The organism is Streptomyces sp. NPDC012769 (assembly GCF_042901205.1).
GTDB lineage: Bacteria > Actinomycetota > Actinomycetes > Streptomycetales > Streptomycetaceae > Streptomyces.
The window spans coordinates 536,428-556,655 of the sequence record NZ_JBIBCP010000002.1 but is presented as its reverse complement, the minus strand read 5'-3'; the positions used below and the strand labels follow the sequence as shown (position 1 = coordinate 556,655).

Annotated in this window: 17 protein-coding genes; 9 read left to right on the top strand and 8 right to left on the bottom strand. The window is 71.1% G+C overall.

The annotated features are described in order from the left end of the window. Window positions 1–102 precede the first annotated feature (102 nt). Complete coding sequence (locus ACFY7C_RS11340) at window positions 103–864, top strand: SDR family NAD(P)-dependent oxidoreductase (protein WP_389647333.1); 762 nt, start codon at window positions 103–105, stop codon at window positions 862–864. A 25-nt stretch (window positions 865–889) separates the two neighbouring features. On the opposite strand, the gene ACFY7C_RS11335 is transcribed toward ACFY7C_RS11340, so the two are convergent. Together ACFY7C_RS11335 and ACFY7C_RS11330 are read right to left on the bottom strand one after the other, a co-directional pair. Further along, window positions 890–1,336 carry a VOC family protein gene (locus ACFY7C_RS11335; RefSeq protein WP_389647330.1) on the bottom strand — a complete coding sequence of 149 codons (447 nt, stop codon included), beginning with the start codon at window positions 1,334–1,336 and terminating at the stop codon, window positions 890–892. Between the two features lie 84 nt (window positions 1,337–1,420). Further along, window positions 1,421–2,524, bottom strand: a complete 1,104-nt coding sequence (locus tag ACFY7C_RS11330; RefSeq protein ID WP_389647327.1) for a hypothetical protein — start codon at window positions 2,522–2,524, stop codon at window positions 1,421–1,423. A 162-nt stretch (window positions 2,525–2,686) separates the two neighbouring features. Here ACFY7C_RS11330 and ACFY7C_RS11325 point away from each other — a divergent pair, with 162 nt between their 5' ends. Beyond that, window positions 2,687–3,844: an alkaline phosphatase PhoX gene (locus ACFY7C_RS11325; protein WP_389647324.1), complete on the top strand. Its 1,158-nt coding sequence runs from the start codon at window positions 2,687–2,689 to the stop codon at window positions 3,842–3,844. Here ACFY7C_RS11325 and ACFY7C_RS11320 read toward each other — a convergent pair. From ACFY7C_RS11320 to dusB, 3 genes are all read right to left on the bottom strand, one after another. Continuing rightward, window positions 3,814–4,866, bottom strand: a complete 1,053-nt coding sequence (locus tag ACFY7C_RS11320; RefSeq protein ID WP_389647321.1) for an ArsR/SmtB family transcription factor — start codon at window positions 4,864–4,866, stop codon at window positions 3,814–3,816. The genes ACFY7C_RS11325 and ACFY7C_RS11320 overlap by 31 nt on opposite strands. A 521-nt stretch (window positions 4,867–5,387) precedes the next feature. Continuing rightward, a complete protein-coding gene (gene ppdK, locus ACFY7C_RS11315; RefSeq protein WP_389647318.1) occupies window positions 5,388–8,099 on the bottom strand; it encodes a pyruvate, phosphate dikinase in 2,712 nt (903 codons plus the stop codon). 356 nt (window positions 8,100–8,455) lie between these two features. Then, the gene (gene dusB, locus ACFY7C_RS11310) at window positions 8,456–9,592 is read right to left on the bottom strand and encodes a tRNA dihydrouridine synthase DusB (protein WP_389647315.1); all 1,137 of its coding nucleotides are present in this window, start codon (window positions 9,590–9,592) and stop codon (window positions 8,456–8,458) included. Between the two features lie 52 nt (window positions 9,593–9,644). Here dusB and ACFY7C_RS11305 point away from each other — a divergent pair, with 52 nt between their 5' ends. Continuing rightward, window positions 9,645–11,111 carry an MFS transporter gene (locus ACFY7C_RS11305; protein ID WP_389647313.1) on the top strand — a complete coding sequence of 489 codons (1,467 nt, stop codon included), beginning with the start codon at window positions 9,645–9,647 and terminating at the stop codon, window positions 11,109–11,111. On the opposite strand, the gene ACFY7C_RS11300 is transcribed toward ACFY7C_RS11305, so the two are convergent. Then, window positions 11,081–12,046: a helix-turn-helix domain-containing protein gene (locus tag ACFY7C_RS11300; RefSeq protein ID WP_389647310.1), complete on the bottom strand. Its 966-nt coding sequence runs from the start codon at window positions 12,044–12,046 to the stop codon at window positions 11,081–11,083. The two genes, ACFY7C_RS11305 and ACFY7C_RS11300, sit on opposite strands and share 31 nt — an antisense overlap. Before the next feature lie 101 nt (window positions 12,047–12,147). Between ACFY7C_RS11300 and ACFY7C_RS11295 the strand changes: the two genes are divergently transcribed. The 3 genes from ACFY7C_RS11295 (at window position 12,148) to ACFY7C_RS11285 (ending at window position 15,345) form a co-directional block, all read left to right on the top strand. Next, window positions 12,148–13,593 carry an MFS transporter gene (locus ACFY7C_RS11295; protein WP_389647307.1) on the top strand — a complete coding sequence of 482 codons (1,446 nt, stop codon included), beginning with the start codon at window positions 12,148–12,150 and terminating at the stop codon, window positions 13,591–13,593. Window positions 13,594–13,667: 74 nt separating this feature from the next. Then, entirely contained in the window at window positions 13,668–14,714 is a 1,047-nt protein-coding gene (locus ACFY7C_RS11290; RefSeq protein ID WP_389647304.1) for an aldo/keto reductase, read from the top strand. Window positions 14,715–14,757: 43 nt separating this feature from the next. Beyond that, window positions 14,758–15,345 carry a TetR family transcriptional regulator gene (locus ACFY7C_RS11285; protein WP_389647301.1) on the top strand — a complete coding sequence of 196 codons (588 nt, stop codon included), beginning with the start codon at window positions 14,758–14,760 and terminating at the stop codon, window positions 15,343–15,345. 99 nt (window positions 15,346–15,444) lie between these two features. On the opposite strand, the gene ACFY7C_RS11280 is transcribed toward ACFY7C_RS11285, so the two are convergent. Further along, a complete protein-coding gene (locus tag ACFY7C_RS11280; protein ID WP_389647298.1) occupies window positions 15,445–16,827 on the bottom strand; it encodes a glycine--tRNA ligase in 1,383 nt (460 codons plus the stop codon). An 86-nt stretch (window positions 16,828–16,913) separates the two neighbouring features. Then, window positions 16,914–17,429: a hypothetical protein gene (locus tag ACFY7C_RS11275; protein ID WP_389647295.1), complete on the bottom strand. Its 516-nt coding sequence runs from the start codon at window positions 17,427–17,429 to the stop codon at window positions 16,914–16,916. Between the two features lie 64 nt (window positions 17,430–17,493). Here ACFY7C_RS11275 and ACFY7C_RS11270 point away from each other — a divergent pair, with 64 nt between their 5' ends. The 3 genes from ACFY7C_RS11270 to ACFY7C_RS11260 are packed head-to-tail and all read left to right on the top strand — an operon-like array spanning window position 17,494 to window position 20,197. Continuing rightward, window positions 17,494–18,519 (top strand): metal ABC transporter substrate-binding protein, encoded by a 1,026-nt coding sequence (locus tag ACFY7C_RS11270; RefSeq protein WP_389647292.1) that lies wholly within the window; start codon window positions 17,494–17,496, stop codon window positions 18,517–18,519. A 23-nt stretch (window positions 18,520–18,542) separates the two neighbouring features. Next, window positions 18,543–19,304, top strand: coding sequence for a metal ABC transporter ATP-binding protein (locus ACFY7C_RS11265; RefSeq protein ID WP_389647289.1), 762 nt, complete (start codon window positions 18,543–18,545; stop codon window positions 19,302–19,304). 2 nt (window positions 19,305–19,306) lie between these two features. Next, window positions 19,307–20,197: a metal ABC transporter permease gene (locus tag ACFY7C_RS11260; protein WP_389647286.1), complete on the top strand. Its 891-nt coding sequence runs from the start codon at window positions 19,307–19,309 to the stop codon at window positions 20,195–20,197. Window positions 20,198–20,228 lie beyond the last annotated feature (31 nt).

Sequence of the window (20,228 nt, the reverse complement as noted above, 5' to 3'; positions counted from 1 at the left end):
GCCGCCGGGGCGCCCTCGGGCGCCCCACTTTTTGACGCTGATAACAGAATGAACGGTCAAGTACCGAGCTTGCCGAACTGACGACCTCACGAGGAGTCGACCATGTCGCACCGCTTCACCGACCGCACCGTGCTCGTCACCGGCGCCGGCTCCGGCCTCGGCCGGGCCATCGCGCTCGCCTTCGCCGCCGAGGGCGCCCGGGTCGCCGTGGCCGGCCGCAGCGCGGCCCCCCTCGACGAGACGGTGGCGCTGATCGAGGCGGCGGGCGGCACCGCCCGCGCCTTCACCGCGGACGTCGCCCGGGCCGAGGACGCTCACCGGCTGGTACGGGACACGGTCACGGCCTTCGGCGGCCTCGACGTGGCCGTCAACAACGCCGGCGTCTTCCGCGGCGGCCACAGTGCCGCCGACTTCCCCCTGGAGGACTGGCACACGCTGCTCGACATCAACGTCACCGGTGTCCTGCACGCGCTCCAGGCGGAGATCGCCCACATGCGCGGCCACGGCGGCGGGGCGATCGTCAACATCTCGTCCAACCTGGGCGCCCACGTCCGCATCCCGGGCGTGTTCGGCTACCAGGTCTCCAAGGCGGCCGTCTCCGCGATGACGCGCGCCGCGGCCCGCGACCACGTGGCCGACGGGATCCGGATCAACGCGGTGAGCCCCGGCCCCTCGGAGTCGTCGATGTCGCTGCTGCCGGGCGAGAGCGAGGCCGAGCGGGAGGTGCGGATGAAGGAGCAGTCGCCGCTCGGGCGGGTCTCCTCGGCGGTCGAGATCGCGGCCGCCGTCCTCTACCTCGCCTCGGACGCGGCCGGCTCCGCCGTCGGCACGGATCTGGTGATCGACGGCGGCGTCTCGGCCTGATGCGGCTGCGGGCGGGACCGCGGTGTCAGCCCTGGTCGACGCCCTGGTCGCCCTGGTCGCCCCCGGCGGCGGCCGCCGGGTCCATCCAGAAGACCTCCCAGTGGTGGCCGTCCGGGTCGGCGAAGGAACGCCCGTACATGAAGCCGAGGTCCATCGGCTCCTTCGCCGGGCCGCCCCCGGCGGCCAGGGCCTTGTCCGCGAGCTCGTCGGCCTTCTCGCGGCTCTCGGCGCTCAGCGTGATCAGCACCTCGGTGCTCTTGGTCGCGTCGGAGATCTCCTTGCCCGGCGCGGTGAAGCTCTTGAACTTCTCCTCGGTGAGCAGCATCGCGAAGATCGTGTCGCTGATGACCACACAGGCGGCGGTCTCGTCGCTGAACTGCGGGTTGATCGAGTAGCCGAGCTTCTCGTAGAAGGCCTTGCTCGCGTCGAGGTCCTTCACCGGCAGGTTCACGAAGATCATCTGGGGGGCCATGGTGTCACTCTCTTCCGTCGGTGCCTTGTCGGTCACAGCCGTATCGGCGCTTTCGAGAGTTAAGACGGGCGGGCCGCCCGGAACTCATCGCCCGCTCGGCGTTTCTCCCGGAAGTTTTTTCTCAGCGGTGCGCTCCTGGACCTTCCAACGGTGGACGGTGCCGGCCGCGCGGTCGTGCGTGAGCCAGGTGCCGTCGCCGAGCGGCAGGACGCGGCTGTCGGTCCGGCCGTCGGGGTAGCGGACGCGGCCGCGTGTCTCCAGGGTGCGGGCGTCCAGGAGCCAGGTGCCGTACTCCTCCGGGTCCTCCGCGTACTCGACCTCGGTGGTCGTGAGGACGGTGTCGCCGTCGAGGAAGCCGCAGGCGTGGTCCCAGCGCGGCTCCTCGGTCTCGGCGAGGACCGTGCCGTCGAGGGCGTGCAGCTGGATGTCGTTGCCGTAGTGCTCGACGGTCAGGAAGCCGGGGTGCGCGGGGTGGACGTCGAACAGGATGCGGTCGAGGTCCTCGTTCAGCTCGTCGTGGACGGTCAGCCGCTCGCCGTCCCAGCGGCCCCAGTACACGAGGACGCCGTCCTGCCCCATCCCGACGCAGAGCCCCATGTGGACCCCGTCGGGGTGGGAGAGGTGCCAGGAGCCGGAGGCCACGCTCTCCTCCAGCGCGTGCCGGGCCAGTTCCCGGCCGTCCTCGGCGTCGAGGACGACCCAGCCCTCCGTGTAGTCGCCGGGCTCGTCGCCCGCCGCGAGGACGACGTGGGCCCACACGAGCCGCCCGTCGTCGGACACCCGGCAGGAGCCGTGCTCGGAGCCCTGGCAGACCTGGAGTTCGTCGCCGGTGTGCGGGTGGCCTATCTCCTGGTCCCAGCAGCCGTGCCCGTACACCCACCGGGTCGTGCCGTCCGCGTTCACCGCACGGACCGACCGCTGTCCCGAGAAGACGGCGAAGGTGCCGTCCGGGCTCACCGAGTGGACGCCGCGCTCCCAGCCGGGCCAGGGCAGCCGGAACACGGACTCCGGTGCCCGCTCCCCCGCCAGGAGGGCGTCCAGGTCGTGGACCTCAAGCTCGCCTCCCTGCATCAGCAGGGCCCGGTGCCGGCCGCTTCCCCGCTTCTCGACGACGGGTTCGTCGAGGAGCGCGCCCACGCCGGGGAACGCGAGCGAGGTGATCAGTCGTGCGTCGAAGTCGATGGTCATGGCCCGAACGTAGCGAGGGCCACTGACACCGCCCCGCTCCCGCCGCTTCCCCTTCACCGCTTGTTGATGCACAGTCAACTCCGTACTCCTAGGTTCCGGAAGCGCGCGACCCCGCCGCCGACCGGTGTGGCGGGGCGATTCACACCCCAACAGGAGTGAGACGTGGAGCGACGCAGTTTCCTGCGTGGAGCGGTCATGGGCACCTCGGCCGCGGCCTTCGGCTACACGCTGATGCCGGGGGCGGCCTACGCCGCCCCCGCCCAGCCCGGCGCCGGCCCCTACGGGGCCCTCGGCGCGGCGGACGCCAACGGCATCCAGCTGCCCGCCGGCTTCACCAGCCGGGTCATCGCCCGGTCCGGACAGACCGTCCCGGGCACCTCGTACGTCTGGCACAGCGCCCCCGACGGCGGCGCCTGCTTCGCCGACGGATCCGGCTGGATCTACGTGTCGAACTCGGAGATATCCAGCACCGGCGGCGCCAGCGCGATCAAGTTCAACTCCTCGGGCGGCGTCACCTCGGCGTACCGCATCCTGTCCAACACCAACCGCAACTGCGCGGGCGGCAAGACCCCGTGGAACACCTGGCTGTCCTGCGAGGAGGTCGACACCGGTTACGTCTACGAGACCGACCCCTGGGGCGTGAACGCCGCCACCCGCCGGGCCGCGATGGGCCGGTTCAACCACGAGGCCGCGGCGGCGGACCCGGTGCGCAAGGTGGTCTACCTGACCGAGGACAAGTCCGACGGCCGCTTCTACCGCTTCGTGCCCGGCACCTGGGGCAACCTCTCCACCGGCACCCTCCAGGTCCTCGTGGCCGGCACCGCCACCTCCGGCTCCTTCACCTGGGCCAACGTCCCCGACCCCGACGGCTCCCCCACCGCCACCCGCTACCAGGTCTCCGGCGCCAAGGTGTTCAACGGCGGCGAGGGCTGCCACTACGCCAACGACACCGTCTGGTTCACCACCAAGGGCGACGGCCGGGTCTGGCAGCTCAACCTCGCCACGAGCACGTACGAACTGGCCTACGACGACTCCCTGGTGAGCGGCGGCGCGCCGCTCACCGGCGTGGACAACGTCACCGGCTCGTCCTCCGGCGACCTGTTCATCGCGGAGGACGGCGGCAACATGGAGATCTGCATCATCACCCCGGACGACATCGTGGCGCCCTTCCTCCGCATCAACGGCCAGTCCTCGTCCGAGATCTGCGGCCCGGCCTTCTCCCCCGACGGCCGGCGCCTGTACTTCTCCAGCCAGCGGGGCACCAGCGGCAGCTCCTCCGGCGGCATCACCTACGAGGTGACCGGCCCGTTCCGCGCGTAGCTCTTCGCGTAGCACCGGGGCGACCCGGTGCTCCGCACATGGTCGTGGGCGTCCCCTCCACCCAGGAGGGCGGCGCCCAGCGGCGTCAGGGTGTGCAGGACCGCGTTGCCGTGCCGCAGCGTGGCGACCAGGCCGGCCTCCCGCAGGACGCCGGCGTGCTGGCTCGCGGAGGCGACCGACACCCCCGCCCTGCGGGCCAGCTCGCTGGTGGTGCCGCCGTCGCCGATGGCGCTGAGCACCGCGGAGCGGGTGTGCCCGACCAGCTTGGCCAGCGAGGGCAGGCCCGGCGCGCGCACGGTCGGCGGCTCGCAGTGGGTGATCGGGTAGACGAGCACCGGCGGCAGCTCCGGGTCGCGCAGCACGACCGGGGTGCCGCGGCAGAAGAAGGAGGGCTGGAGCAGCAGCCCGCGCCCGTCGAGGTGGAGCTCCCGGTCCACCGGGTAGTCGGCCTCCAGGACGGGGCTGCGCCAGCGGAGCATCGGCGGCAGGGAGGCCAGGAGTTCGTCCGCTCCCCCGTCCAGCAGGGCCCGGCCGCGCTTGGCCCGGTCGGCCTCGACCCGGGCCTGGATGTCGGTCCAGTACGGCTCCACGGCGGCCCGGTGGTAGCTGCGCAGGGCGCCGAGGAGCCGGCCGAGGGGCTCGCTGCCGCCGTCGGCGAGGGCCCGCAGCGCGGCCGGGACGGCGGGGCGGCCGGAGCGGCCGGCGCCGATCAGGGCCAGTTCGGTGTGGAGCCGGCCGGGCGGGGTGGCCCGGATCGCGTCCAGACCCTCGTCGAGGCCCAGGATGCCCTGGGGCGGGGTCAGGAAGTCGGGGAAATAGCCGCGGCCCGGCACGAGCGCGGCAAGGAGCCTGGTCTCAGAGCCCAGTCGTATACGCGCCTCGGACCGCCATTCCCCATACACCATGGAGCCGCGCCGGTCTCTTAAACGGTGAAAACTGAGAATCGTTTCCCACAGAACATCCGGCCGGGCGGCCATCCGGACCCCGGCCAAGTCGTTTCCGGTGAAATGAATCCGCAGCATGGAACCCCCACCTGTGCACTCGCAACCACCCCCGACGACGAGTATGCACAGCATCACTGCACGTTACCAGGGTGTTTCAGCCACACTTGAAAGGCATCGCGGCGAACGCCGAGAACCGAAAAGCTGTGCGGTGTCGGACGGGAAACCTTCAGGACCGAGGTGACGCGGCGAAGACCGTGGGGGGCTTTGTCGTGTCCGGCGGCGGTCGGCGAGGTTGCGGCTCACCCGCCCGACGAGGGTAATGGGCGCGGCCTCCGGGTGGGGATCCGGAGGTCGCGCCCGCCCCATTCTTTGCGAAAGTTCAACTCCGAATAATTCAATGCGCCAAGGGCATGGAGTTGAACAGGAACTCACATTTCCCCAACGATCATGCAAAAACCGCACCGGGACGAAATACGACGGGGCGGACACCTCCGCACAAGGTGTCCGCCCCGTCTCTCTTGGAGACCGGAGCCGCCGCCCATCGGTTTGAGGGTCGGGGACGGACGGCGGCTCCGGGGTCTTTGCTACTGAACCTGGGTTCAGCGGCTGTCGCTGCCCTTCGACTCGGCCGCCGCGCGGCCGGCCTCCAGACGCGCCACCGGGATCCGGAACGGCGAGCAGGAGACGTAGTCGAGGCCCACCTCGTGGAAGAAGTGCACCGACTCCGGGTCGCCGCCGTGCTCGCCGCAGACGCCGAGCTTGATGTCCGGGCGGGTGGCGCGGCCGGCCTCGACGGCGCTGCGGACCAGGGCGCCCACACCGTCCTTGTCGATGGTCTCGAAGGGGCTGACGCCGAAGATGCCCTTCTCCAGGTACGCGGTGAAGAAGCTGGCCTCCACGTCGTCGCGGGAGAAGCCCCAGACGGTCTGGGTGAGGTCGTTGGTGCCGAAGGAGAAGAACTCGGCGGCCTCGGCGATCTGACCGGCGGTCACGGCGGCGCGCGGCAGCTCGATCATGGTGCCCAGCGCGAGCTTCAGCTCGACGCCGGTCTGCGCCTGGACCTCGGCGATGACCTGCTCGGCCTCCTCGCGGACCAGCTCCAGCTCCTGGACGGTGCCGACGAGCGGGATCATGATCTCGGCGCGCGGGTCGCCCTTGGCGTCGATGCGCTGGGCGGCGGCCTCGGCGATGGCGCGGACCTGCATGGTGAACAGACCGGGGATGACCAGGCCCAGGCGGACGCCGCGCAGACCCAGCATCGGGTTCTGCTCGTGCAGCCGGTGCACGGCCTGGAGCAGGCGCAGGTCGTTCTCGTGCGGCTCCTTGCGGGCCTCGGCGAGGGCGACGCGCACCGACAGCTCGGTGATGTCGGGCAGGAACTCGTGCAGCGGCGGGTCGAGCAGGCGGACGGTGACGGGCAGGCCGTCCATCGCCTCGAAGAGCTCGACGAAGTCCTGCTTCTGCAGCGGCAGCAGGGCCTTCAGCGACGCCTCGCGCTCCTCGTCGGTGTCCGCGAGGATGAGGCGCTCGACGTACTGGCGGCGCTCGCCGAGGAACATGTGCTCGGTGCGGCACAGGCCGATGCCCTGGGCGCCGAAGCGGCGGGCGCGCGAGGCGTCCTCGGCGTTGTCGGCGTTGGCGCGGACGCGCAGGCGGCGGACGCGGTCGGCGTAGGCCATGATCCGGTGGACGGCCTGGACCAGCTCGTCTGCGTCGTCGGCGCCGGCGTGCATGCGGCCCTCGAAGTACTCGACGACCGGGGACGGTACGACGGGTACCTCACCGATGTAGACCTTGCCGGTGGAGCCGTCGATGGAGACGACGTCGCCCTCCTCGACGACCACGCCGGAGGCGGTGGTCATCCGGCGGCGCTTGGTGTCGACCTCGAGCTCCTCGGCGCCGCAGACACAGGTCTTGCCCATGCCGCGGGCGACGACGGCGGCGTGCGAGGTCTTGCCGCCGCGCGAGGTGAGGATGCCCTCGGCGGCGATCATGCCGTCCAGGTCGTCCGGGTTGGTCTCGCGGCGGATGAGGATGACCTTCTCGCCGGAGCGGGACCACTTGACGGCCGTGTACGAGTCGAAGACGGCCTTGCCGACGGCGGCGCCCGGGGAGGCGGCGATGCCGCGGCCGATCTGCTCCACGGCGGCGTTCTCGTCGAACTTGGGGAACATCAGCTGGGCGAGCTGGGCGCCGTTGACGCGCTGCAGCGCCTCGGCCTCGTCGATGAGGCCCTGGTCCACGAGCTGGGTGGCGATGCGGAAGGCGGCACCGGCGGTGCGCTTGCCGACGCGGGTCTGCAGCATCCACAGCTGGCCGCGCTCGATGGTGAACTCGATGTCGCACAGGTCCTTGTAGTGCGTCTCGAGGGTTTCCATGATCTGCATGAGCTGGTCGTACGACTTCTTGTCGATCGACTCGAGCTCGGCGAGCGGCACGGTGTTGCGGATGCCGGCGACGACGTCCTCGCCCTGCGCGTTCTGCAGGTAGTCGCCGTAGACGCCCTGGTGGCCGGAGGCGGGGTCGCGGGTGAAGGCGACGCCGGTGCCGGAGTCCGGGCCGAGGTTGCCGAAGACCATGGAGCAGACGTTGACGGCGGTGCCGAGGTCGTGCGGGATGCGCTCCTGGCGGCGGTACAGCTTGGCGCGGTCGCCGTTCCAGGAGTCGAAGACGGCCTTGATGGCCAGGTCCATCTGCTCGCGCGGGTCCTGCGGGAAGTCGCGGCCGGTCGCGGTCTTGACGATGGCCTTGAACTGCTCGACCAGCTTCTTCAGGTCGGCGGCGTCGAGGTCGGTGTCGCTGGTGACCTTCTTGGCGGCCTTGGCCTCGTCGAGGGCGTCCTCGAAGAGCTCGCCGTCGACGCCGAGGACGGTCTTGCCGAACATCTGGATGAGGCGGCGGTACGAGTCCCAGGCGAAGCGCTCGTTGTCGGCCTGGGCCGCGAGGCCCTCGACGGAGACGTCGGAGAGGCCGATGTTGAGGACGGTGTCCATCATGCCCGGCATCGAGAACTTGGCGCCGGAGCGGACGGAGACGAGCAGCGGGTTGTCGGCCTGGCCGAGCTTCTTGCCCATCTTCTGCTCGAGGGCGTCGAGGTGCGCGCTGACCTCGTCGCGGAGCTCGGCCGGCTCGGAGCCGCTGTCGAGGTAGGTCTTGCACGCCTCGGTCGTGATCGTGAAGCCGGGAGGAACCGGGAGACCGAGGTTGGTCATCTCGGCCAGGTTCGCGCCCTTGCCACCGAGGAGGTCCTTGAGGTCCTTGTTCCCCTCGGTGAAGTCGTACACGAACTTCTGATCATTGTTTTCCGACACGGGTCTCGACTCCTCGACGACTCGGTTGGCTGCCCTGACGGCGAGGAACATACCCAGATCGAAGGCGTCTGGGGAGGTACGCCTACCGGTCACTTGGTCTTAACCACCCGTCCGCCAGCACATCGAAAGTAACTGAGCGGTAGCTTCCGCTTTCAGGCCCCGAAGCTCGTTTGACTCAAAGCTGGGCTATCGCGCTCACATGAGCGCGTAAAGCAGCATCTGCGTTCAAGTCTTGAACGCAAAAAGGGTGGCACCCAGTGCCACCCTTCAAGCGGAAGACGGGCCCGTAACATGCTCATCTGAGCACACCCCCTATCAGGGGTGGCGAGAATCACTCGCCGGGAAGGGCCCGGATCTCACCCGCCGGACGTGTCCAGCTCCGCGTCCTCGCTCACCCCGGCGCAGTCGTAGGGGTCCTTCAACCAGCCGTCGGGCAGGACGACTCGGTTGTTTCCGGACGTACGGCCCCGGGGACCGTCCGCGCCCACCGGCCAGGGCTGGTCCAGATCGAGCTCGCTCAACTGAGCGCGCAGTTCGTCCAGGGACGAGGTGATCGCCAGCTTCTTGCGCATCTCGGAGCCGACCGCGAAGCCCTTCAGGTACCAGGCCACGTGCTTGCGGAAGTCGATGACACCGCGCGCCTCGTCGCCCAGCCACTCGCCGAGCAGCCGCGCGTGCCGCACCATCGTGTCCGCGACCGTCCGCAGCTCGGGCCGCGCGTACTCCCCGGTGCCCTCGAAGGCCGCCACCAGGTCGCCGAAGAGCCAGGGCCTGCCGAGGCAGCCACGGCCCACGACCACGCCGTCGCAGCCGGTCTCGCGCATCATCCGCAGCGCGTCGTCCGCCGACCAGATGTCACCGTTGCCGAGCACCGGGATCTCCGGCACGTGCTCCTTCAGACGGGCGATGGCGTCCCAGTCGGCCGTGCCGCCGTAGTGCTGGGCGGCCGTGCGGCCGTGCAGGGCGATGGCCGTGACGCCCTCCTCGACGGCGATCCGGCCGGCGTCCAGGAACGTGATGTGGTCGTCGTCGATGCCCTTGCGCATCTTCATCGTCACCGGCAGCGCGCCGGCGTTCGACACGGCCTCGTTCAGGATCGCCCGCAGCAGCGGCCGCTTGTACGGGAGCGCGGAGCCGCCGCCCTTGCGGGTGACCTTGGGGACCGGGCAGCCGAAGTTGAGGTCGATGTGGTCGGCCAGGTCCTCGTCCACGATCATCCGCACCGCCTTGCCGACGGTCACCGGATCCACGCCGTACAGCTGGATGGAACGCGGCTTCTCGGTCTCGTCGAAGCGGATGAGCTGCATCGTCTTCTCGTTGCGCTCGACCAGCGCCCGCGTCGTGATCATCTCGCTCACGAAGAGTCCCTTGCCCGCGGAGAACTCGCGGCAGAGAGTGCGGAACGGGGCGTTGGTGATGCCGGCCATCGGCGCGAGCACCACCGGCGGCTGCACGATGTGCGGCCCGATGGCGAGGGGAGAGAACGCGGTCATTCGCCCATTGTCCCGCACTGCGCGAGTCTTTAGACAGCCGTACGATCCGCACATGTCCGCGCCCATGAAGCCCGACCCCCCGAAGGCGGGGCTCTCCCCCGGCCGGCAACGGGTCGTCCTGGCGATCTGCTGCATGAGCCTGCTGATCGTCAGCCTGGACAACACCGCCCTCAACGTGGCCCTGCCCTCCCTCCAGCGGGAGCTGCACGCCTCCGTGTCCGGCCTGCAGTGGACCATCGACGCCTACACCCTGGTGCTCGCCTCGCTGCTCATGCTCTCCGGCTCCACCGCCGACCGGATCGGCCGCCGCAAGGTCTTCGTCACCGGGCTCGTGCTCTTCGTCCTCGGCTCGCTGCTGTGCTCGCTCGCGCCCAGTCTGGAGGCGCTGGTCGCGTTCCGGATGGTGCAGGCGGTGGGCGGCTCCATGCTGAACCCGGTCGCCATGTCGATCATCACCAACACCTTCACGGAACCGGCGGCACGCGCGCGTGCCATCGGCGCCTGGGGCGCGGTCGTCGGCGTCTCCATGGCGACCGGTCCGCTGGTGGGCGGTCTGCTCGTCCAGTCGGTCGGCTGGCGGGCGATCTTCTGGGTGAACCTTCCGATCGGCCTGGCCGCCCTGCTGCTGACCCTCCGCTACGTCCCCGAGTCCCGCGCGCCCCGCCCCCGCCGCCCCGACCCGGTGGGCCAGATCCTGGTGACGGTGCTGCTCGGCTCCCTCACGTACGCGATCATCGAGACCGACGTGCGGTTCGCCGGGATCGCCGGCCTCGCCCTGCTCGGGGTGCTGCTCTACGAGCCGAGGCGCCGCGAACCCCTGATCGACCTGCGGTTCTTCCGCAGCGCGCCGTTCAGCGGGGCGACGGTGATCGCGGTGTGCGCCTTCTCCGCGCTCGGGGCCTTCCTCTTCCTCAACACCCTCTACCTCCAGGACGTCCGGGGCCTGTCCGCCCTGCACGCGGGGCTCTTCATGCTGCCGATGGCGGCGATGACCTTCGTCTTCGCGCCGCTGTCGGGCCGGCTGGTCGGGGCGCGCGGCCCGCGGCCCTCGCTGCTGCTCGCGGGCACGGCGATGGCGGCGGGCGCGCTGCTGTTCGCCGCCTTCCACGCGGAGACCAGCACGCCGATGCTGTTCACCGGGTACGTGGTGTTCGGCATCGGCTTCGGTCTGGTGAACGCGCCGATCACCAACACGGCGGTGTCGGGGATGCCCCGCGCGCAGTCCGGGGTGGCGGCGGCGGTGGCCTCGACGAGCCGCCAGATCGGCCAGACGCTCGGCGTCGCGGTGGCGGGCGCCGTGCTGACCACGGGCCTCGCCTCGGCCACGACGTACACGACCGAGGGCTTCGTCGAGGCGAGCAAACCGGTCTACTGGATCGTGACGGGCTGCGGCCTGGCCGTGCTGCTCGCCGGGGCGCTGAGCAGCGGGCCCTGGGCGCGTGCCACGGCGGAGCGGACGGCGCGGCGGCTCGAGGCGGAGGGCGACGTTCAGGCGACGGCGAAGGCGCCCTCGTCCTGAGCGGCGCGCTCCTGAGGTGCGCGCTCCTGGGGGGCGGGCTCCCGGTCCGGAGTCGCGTGTCGGGCGGCCTCCTCCGCCAGGGCGAGCGCGTGGAGGCGTTCGATCCCGGCCCGGCTCGCCTCGTCCACCGGGACGTACGTGACGAGCCGCGGACCGGCCGAGGGGCCGAGCCAGAGGTTGGTGTGGTCGAGCCGGAGCAGCCCGACGCGGGCGTTGTGGATGAGCTTCGTACGCCCCGACTGGTCGACCACGTCATGCCGGGCCCAGATCTCGCGGAACTCCGGCGAGGCCGTCTCCAGCCGGTGCAGCAGCGCCTTCCAGGCGGGCTCGGCGAGGTGCTCGGCCATGGCGGCGCGCAGCTTGCCGGCCAGGGAGGCGAGGACCTCGGGCAGGTCGGTGACGGCGGCCCGGAAGTCGTCGTGGGTGAAGGCCAGCCACAGGCTGTTGCGGTCCTCGCGGGGCAGGGCGTCCAGGTCGCAGAAGAGCCGCCCGAAGGTGCGGTTGTACGCGAGGAAGTCGTAGCGGCTGTTCTGGATCGCGGCCGGTACGGGCTCCAGCTGGTCGAGCAGCTGCCGCAGCGCGGGCGTGACGGTGGGGCAGGGCGTCTCCGGGTGCGGATCGGCCTGGCCGGCGAGGGCGAAGAGGTGGGTGCGCTCGGTGGGGTCGAGCAGCAGGGCGGCGGCGAGGGCGTCCAGGACCTGCGGCGAGACCTGGATGGGCCGGGCCTGCTCCAGCCAGGTGTACCAGGTGACACCGACGGCGGAGAGCTGGGCGACCTCCTCGCGGCGCAGCCCGGGGGTGCGCCGGCGGCGACCGCGCGGAAGCCCGACCTCCTCGGGGGTGATGCGCTCGCGCCGGCTGCGCAGGAAGGCGGCGAGCTCGTGCCGCCGCATGTCGGGTTCGGCGGTGCGGGGTGCGGCCGGCATGAGGGTCATGCTCCCAGGGTGCGGGGGCGGACAGCCCGTTTCCAGGTAGTGCTTGTACCAGGATAAAGACACTCTGGTACCAGGCTGACGGGGGCGTGAGGCTCGGATGCGTGACTACGACAACATCCCTGTCCGCCCGTGACGCCGCCACCGCGGCCGTCGGCCCCGCGCGGCCGGCCCTCGGCCCGCTCGGACTGTTCACCGTGCTGCTCGGTGCGGCGCTGCCCCTGATCGACTTCTTCATCGTCAACGTCGCCCTGCCCACCATCGACCACGACCTGGCGGCCGGACCGGCCCTCCTGGAGCTGGTCGTGGCCGGATACGGACTGTCGTACGCGGTGCTCCTGGTCCTCGGCGGCCGGCTCGGCGACCTCTTCGGCCGGCGCCGGCTCTTCCTCGCGGGCATGGCGGCCTTCGGTCTGACCTCGCTGGCCTGTGGCCTGGCGCCGGACGCCTGGACGCTGGTCGTCGCCCGGGTGGCACAGGGTGCCGCGGCGGCGCTGATGCTGCCGCAGGTCCTCGCGACCATTCACTCCTCGACCTCGGGCGCCCGGCACGCGAAGGCGCTGAGCCTGTACGGGGCGACCGCCGGCCTGTCGATGGTCGCCGGCCAGATCCTGGGCGGGGTGCTCGTCGCGGCCGATGTCGCGGGCAGCGGCTGGCGAGCGATCTTCCTGGTCAACGTGCCGGTGGCGCTGCTCGGCCTGGTGCTCGCGGCCCGCGCGGTGCCGGAGACCCGCTCGGAGCGGCCCGCGCCGGTCGACGTGCCGGGCACGCTGCTGCTCGCGCTGTCCCTCATCACCCTGCTCGCCCCGCTGACGGAAGGCCGGGCGGCGGGCTGGCCGGTGTGGACGTGGGTGTCACTGGCGGCGTTCCCGTTCGTCGCCGGCGCGTTCTGGTGGGTGGAGCTGCGGGCGGACCGCCGGGGCGGGACGCCGCTGGTGCCGCCGAGCCTGCTGGCTCTGGTCTCGCTGCGGCGCGGCCTCGTGATCGTGCTGCCGTTCTCGGTGGGCTTCGGCGGCTTCATGTTCGTGATCGCGGTGGCGCTGCAACAGGGCCTCGCGCTGGGCGCGGTCGCCTCCGGCACGGCCCTGGTGCCGATGGCGCTGGCCTTCTTCGTGGTCTCACTGGCGGGCCCGCGGCTCGTCGGGCGCTGGGGCACCCGGGTGGTGCCGGCGGGCGCGGCGCTCCAGGCGCTCGGCCTCGGCCTGCTCGCCTGGACCGTGGCGGGCGGCTGGCCGGACCTGTCGGGGTGGAGCCTGCTGCCGGGCATGGCGATCGCGGGCCTCGGCCAGGGCCTCCAGCTGCCGGTGCTGTTCCGGGTGGTGCTCTCGGAGGTGCCGGCGGAACGGGCGGGCGTGGGCAGCGGCGTGATGGTGACCGCGCAGCAGTCGGCCCTGGCGCTCGGCGTGGCCACGCTGGGGTCGCTCTTCCTGTCGCTCGCCGGCGCGTCGCCGGCCGACATGGGCACGGCGCTGGTTACGACGCTGGGCGTGCAGCTGGTCGTGGTCGTGCTGACGTTGCTGCTGAGCCTGCGCCTCCCCTCGATGAGGTGACCCGGACCGGCGCCACACGAAAGAGTGAATGACAGATATTGAAATCTGTCATCGCCCATGCCACGCTTGTCGGCATGACGACGACACCTTCCCTCCCCCGCTCCCTCCCGACCCGCCCCCTCGGCACCACCGGCCCCCGCGTCTCCGCGCTCGGCCTCGGCTGCATGGGCATGTCCGCCCTGTACGGCGAGGCCGACCGGGCCGAGTCGATCGCGACCCTCCACGCCGCCCTGGACGCCGGGGTCACCCTGCTCGACACCGGCGACTTCTACGGGATGGGGCACAACGAGCTGCTGATCGGCGAGGCCCTGCGCACCGCCCCCGCCGCCGCTCGCGAGCAGGCCCTGACCAGCGTGAAGTTCGGTGCCCTGCGCACCGCCGAGGGCGGCTGGTCCGGGTATGACGGCCGGCCGAACGCGGTGAAGAACTTCGCGGCCTATTCGCTGCAGCGCCTGGGCACCGACCACATCGACATCTACCGGATCGCCCGCGTCGACCCGGACGTGCCGATCGAGGAGACCGTCGGCGCCATCGCCGAGCTGGTGGAGGCCGGGCACGTCCGGCACATCGGCCTCTCCGAGGTGGGCGCCGACACCCTGCGCCGGGCCGCCGCCGTCGCCCCGATCGCCGACCTCCAGATCGAGTATTCGCTGATATCCCGCGACATCGAGCGGGAGATCCTGCCCACCGCCCGCGAGCTGGGCATCGGCATCACGGCGTACGGGGTCCTCTCCCGCGGCCTCATCAGCGGCCATGTCACCCGCGAGCACACCTTCGCCCCCGGCGACTTCCGCGGGATGTCCCCGCGCTTCCAGGGCGACAACCTCGGGCGGAACCTGGACCTGGTCGACCGGCTGCGCGCGGTCGCCGAGGCCAGGGGCGTGACGGTCGCACAGGCCGCGATCGCCTGGGTCCTCGCGCAGGGCCCCCGGCTCGGCGCGGACGTCGTGCCGCTGATCGGCGCCCGCCGCCGGGACCGCCTCGCGGAGGCGCTCGGCGCCCTGGACGTCACCCTCGACGCGGCCGACCTGGCGGCGATCGAGGCGGCCGTCCCGGCCGGCGCGGCGACCGGCGCGCGCTACCCGGAGTCGCAGATGGCCGACCTGGACAGCGAGCGCTGAGCGATACGGCTGACAGATCCGTGCTGACAGGTAGTGTCGTTCCATGGCTGCCACCGAGACCTTGACCGCGGACCGCATCCTCGAAGCCACCGAGGAGGTGCTGCGCCGCTACGGCCCCGCGAAGGCGACCGTGGTGGACGTGGCCAAGGTGCTCGGCGTCAGCCACGGCAGCGTCTACCGCCATTTCCGTACGAAGGCGGCGCTGCGCGAGGCGGTGACGGAGCGGTGGCTCTCCCGCACCGAGACGGCCCTCGCGGAACTGACCGCGGCGCCCGGGCGGCCGGCGGCGGAGAAGCTCGAGACCTGGTTCGCCACGCTCTTCGAGGCGAAGCGGCACAAGGCGGGCGACGACCCGGAGCTGTTCGCGACCTATGGCGTGCTGATCGACGAGAACAGCGGCGTGGTCGACGCCCACATCGAGGAACTGATCGGCCAGGTGCGCTCGATCGTCGAAGAAGGAACGCGCGAGGGCGAGTTCACCGCCCCCGACCCCGAGGCCACGGCCCGCGCCCTGTTCCACGCGACCGCCCGCTTCCACGACCCGGCCTATGCCCCGGAGTGGCGACGCACCGCGATCGAGGCGGAGTTCGAGTCGGTCGTCGGCCTGTTGCTGCGCGGCCTGCGCGCGTGACGCCGCCGTCCTCCTCCCGCCCGCACGGCGAAGCCCCCGGTTCCGAGAACGGAACCGGGGGCTTTCCCGTCTGCCTGATGCCGCGTCGTACGACCGGGGTCAGCAGCCCAGCAGGCGGCTGGCCAGGTAGCCCTGGATCTGGTCGAGGGAGACGCGCTCCTGCTTCATGGTGTCGCGCTCGCGCACGGTCACCGCGTTGTCGTCGAGGGTGTCGAAGTCGACGGTCACGCAGAACGGCGTGCCGATCTCGTCCTGACGGCGGTAGCGGCGGCCGATGGCACCGGCGTCGTCGAACTCGATGTTCCAGTTCTGCCGCAGGTCGGCCGCGAGGCCCTTGGCCTTCGGCGAGAGCTGCGCGTTGCGGGACAGCGGCAGGACGGCGGCCTTGACCGGGGCCAGGCGGTGGTCCAGGCGCAGCACGGTGCGCTTTTCCATGACGCCCTTGGCGTTCGGGGCCTCGTCCTCGGTGTACGCGTCGAGCAGGAAGGCGAGCATCGTGCGGCCGACACCGGCCGCGGGCTCGATGACGTACGGCGTGTAGCGCTCGCCGGACTCCTGCTCGTGGAACATCAGGTTGGCACCGGAGGCCTTGGCGTGGGCGCTCAGGTCGTAGTCCGTGCGGTTGGCGACGCCCTCCAGCTCGCCCCACTCGCTGCCGCCGAAGGAGAAGCGGTACTCGATGTCGGCGGTGCGCTTGGAGTAGTGGGAGAGCTTCTCCTTCGGGTGCTCGAACCAGCGCATGTTCTCCTCACGGAGACCCAGGCCGGTGTACCAGTTCCAGCGCTGCTCCATCCAGTATTCCTGCCACTGCTCGTCCTCGCCCGGCTTGACGAAGAACTCCATCTCCATCTGCTCGAACTCGCGGGTGCGGAAGATGAAGTTGCCCGGAGTGATCTCGTTCCGGAAGGACTTGCCCATCTGCGCGATGCCGAACGGCGGCTTCTTGCGCGTGGTCGTCTGCACCTGGGCGAAGTTGGTGAAGATGCCCTGGGCGGTCTCGGGACGCAGGTAGGCGACGGAGCCGGTGTCCTGGGTCGGGCCGAGGTGGGTGGAGAGCAGGCCGGAGAACTGCTTGGGCTCGGTGAAGGTGCCCTTGTTGCCGCAGTTGGGGCAGTTGAGGTCGGTGAGGCCGTTCTCGGGGAGACGGCCGTGCTTCGCCTCGTACGCCTCCTCCAGGTGGTCGGCGCGGAAGCGCTTGTGGCAGGAGGTGCACTCGGTCAGCGGGTCGGTGAAGGTGGCGACGTGACCGGAGGCCTCCCACACCTCGGTGGCCAGGATCACCGACGAGTCGATGCCGACGACGTCCTCGCGCGCGGTGACCATGTAACGCCACCACTGGCGCTTGATGTTCTCCTTGAGTTCGACACCCAGCGGCCCGTAGTCCCAGGCGGCACGCTGACCGCCGTAGATCTCGCTGCACGGGTAGACGAAGCCACGGCGCTTGCTCAGGCTGACGATGGTGTCGATCTTGTCGGCGGCCACGGTGCTCTCTTCATTACGACGACGAAGTGCGAATGCCTCAGATTACCGGCGCCCGCACCCCCCGTATCAAATCGGTTCCCCCTCGCTCATCGGGAAGCGAAGAGCGGTGGGGACACGGGCGTCGACGCGGCGACGAGATCGCCTCCCGACTTGTACCAGTGTGCCTGGATATCGATGACGGTGCCGTGTTCCCCGTAGAGCCGCCGCGCCCCCGAGGGGAAGATCCCGAGACCGGCCACCTGGTTCCAGCGGACGGCATCCGTGCAGCAGCCGTTCCAGCGGGTGAGCCCTTCGTCGGCCAGATACATCCGCTCGTGACGCCCCGGGCGCCCCGCGCCGCCGCCGAAGGGCCTCGGCCGGTATTCGTGCGCCTCGTGGAAGCCGTCGCCGAAGCGTGCCCGGTCGCCGTCGAGCCGGTCCGACCAGGTCCTCTCGACGCGCCGCACCTGCTCCTCGGCGGGTCCGTCGGCGGCCGGCTCCCGCAGGACGCCGTCGAGTCCGCCCGCGAGGTCGCGGGGGAGCCGGGCGGTGAAGGGGCCGGGAATGTCGTCCCAGTAGCAGGGAATTCCGTTGATCTCCGCGCGCCGCGTGAATCCGCACACCAGTGGGCAGGGACACATGTTCGGCAATTGACAACCGTTTCCAGTTTTGTTGAAAATGAGTGTCATGAACGTACGTCGCCTGATACCCACCACCGCCGTCGCCGGAGCCGTCGCCCTCGGTCTCGTCAGCCTCTCCGCCTGCTCGGGGACCTCCGACGCGGCGGACAAGAGGAGCGGCGGCTCGCTGGACGTCGTGGCGTCGTTCTACCCGATGCAGTACCTGGCCGAGCAGATAGGCGGCGACCACGTCTCCGTCACCACGCTCACCAAGCCGGGCGTCGAGCCGCACGACCTGGAGCTCAAGCCGAAGCAGATCGGCGAGCTCGGCGAGGCCGACGTCATCCTCTACCTCAAGGGCATCCAGCCCGCCGTCGACGAGGCCGTCCAGCAGGCGGGCGTCAAGAACACCATCGACGCCGCCGGCCTCACCACGCTCGAGGAGCACGGCACCGAGGTCGGCCACGAAGGCCACGAAGGCGGCAAGGGCCACGAGGGCGAGACCGCCGAGGAGCACGCCACGCACGCCGGCGAGGAGGCCCACGAGGGCCACGACCACGGCTCCGAGGCCGGCGCCGACCCCCACATCTGGCTCGACCCCGTGAAGTACGCCGAGGTCGCCAAGGGATTCGGCAGCGCCCTGGAGAAGGCCGACCCGGCCCACGCCGCCGACTACAAGAAGAACACCGACGCCCTGGTGAAGAAGCTCGGCGACCTGGACACCGCCTTCCGCGACGGCCTGAAGAACACCACCACCAAGACCTTCATCACCACCCACTCCGCCTTCGGCTACCTCGCCGAGCGCTACGGCCTGGAGCAGGAGGGCATCTCCGGCATCGACCCCGAGTCCGAGCCGAGCCCCGCCCGCATGAAGGAGCTCCAGGACATCGCGAAGAAGGACAAGGTCTCCACCGTCTTCTTCGAGACCCTGGCGAGCGACAAGACCGCCAAGACCCTCGCGAACGACACCGGTCTCAAGACCGACGTGCTCGACCCGCTGGAGGGAATCACAGAGCAGTCCAAGGGCGATGACTACATCGAGGTCATGGAGTCCAACCTCGCCGCGCTGAAGAAGGCCCTCGGCGCGAAGTGAAGCGAGCACAGCAGGAGGCAACCGTGAGCGCGCCCGTCATCTCCGTCCGCGGGGCCACCGCCGCCCTCGGCGCACGGCCCGTCCTGCGAGGGGTCGACCTCACCGTGAACCACGGTGAGGTCGTGGCCCTCCTCGGCGCCAACGGCTCCGGGAAGTCCACCGCCGTCCGCTCCGTCATCGGCCAGGTGCCGCTGACCGGCGGCACCATCGAGCTCTTCGGCACCGAGCAGAAGCGATTCCGTGACTGGGCCCGCGTCGGCTACGTGCCGCAGCGCACCACCGCCGCCAGCGGCGTCCCCGCCACCATCCGCGAGGTCGTCACCTCCGGCCGGCTCGCCCGCCGCAGGCTCGGCTTCCTCACCCGGGCGGACAAGGCCGCCGTGGACCGGGCCATCGAGCTCGTCGGCCTCACCGACCGCGCCAGGGACTCCGTCTCCGCCCTCTCCGGCGGCCAGCACCAGCGCGTGCTCATCGCCCGCGCCCTCGCCTCCGAACCCGAGCTGCTGATCATGGACGAGCCGATGGCCGGCGTCGACCTGGCCAGCCAGGAGATCCTCGCCGCCACCCTGCGCGAACAGGTCGCCGGCGGTACGAGCGTCCTGCTCGTCCTGCACGAGCTCGGCCCGCTGGAGCCGCTGATCGACCGCGCCGTCGTGCTGCGCGACGGCTGCGTCGTCCACGACGGCCCGCCCCCGGAGGCCGTGGGCCAGCACGCGCTGCCCGGCCACGACCACGTCCACCCCCACGCGGCCGACGAGCCGATCCGTACCGGATTGCTGACCTGATCATGGAAATCCTCCAGCTCCCCTTCATGCAGCGGTCCCTGCTGGCCGCCGTGCTCGTCGGCATCACCGCCCCCGCCGTCGGCATCTACCTCGTCCAGCGCCGCCAGGCGCTCATGGGCGACGGCATCGGCCATGTCGCCATGACCGGCGTCGGCCTCGGCTTCCTCCTCAACACCAGCCCCGTCTGGATGGCCACCGCCGTCGCCGTCGTCGGCTCCGTCGCCATGGAACTGATCCGCGCCTACGGCAGGACCCGCGGCGACATCGCGCTCGCGCTGCTCTTCTACGGAGGCATGGCCGGCGGCGTCATGCTGATGAACATCGGCAACGGCTCCAACGCCAACCTGCTCTCGTACCTCTTCGGCTCGCTGACGACGGTCTCCCCCGAGGACGTCACCGCGATCAGCGTCCTGGCCGGTCTCGTGGTCCTCGTCACGGTCGGCCTGCGCCGCCAGCTCTTCGCCGTCAGCCAGGACGAGGACTTCGCCCGCGTCACCGGCCTGCCGGTGCGCGCCCTGAACCTGCTGATCGCCGTCACCGCCGCGGTGACCGTCACGGTCGCCATGCGGGTCGTCGGCCTGCTCCTGGTCAGCGCGCTGATGGTGGTCCCGGTGGCCGCCGCACAGCAGCTGTCCCGGTCCTTCCGCACGACCTTCGTCCTCGCCGTGCTCATCGGCAGCGGCGTCACGCTGGCCGGCACCGTCACCTCGTACTACCAGGACGTGCCGCCCGGCGCGACGATCGTGCTGCTCGCGATCGGCGTCTTCATCGCCCTCACCGCGCTCGCCACGCCGCTGGCCAGGCGCCGTGCCCGGGCCGCCGAAGCCGCCGCCCGCGCCTGCGACGCGGCCGTCCCGGGCACCCGTCCCCCGACCGACGACGTCAAGGTCTGACTCCGGCGACACGGGGGACCGGCGGGGGGCT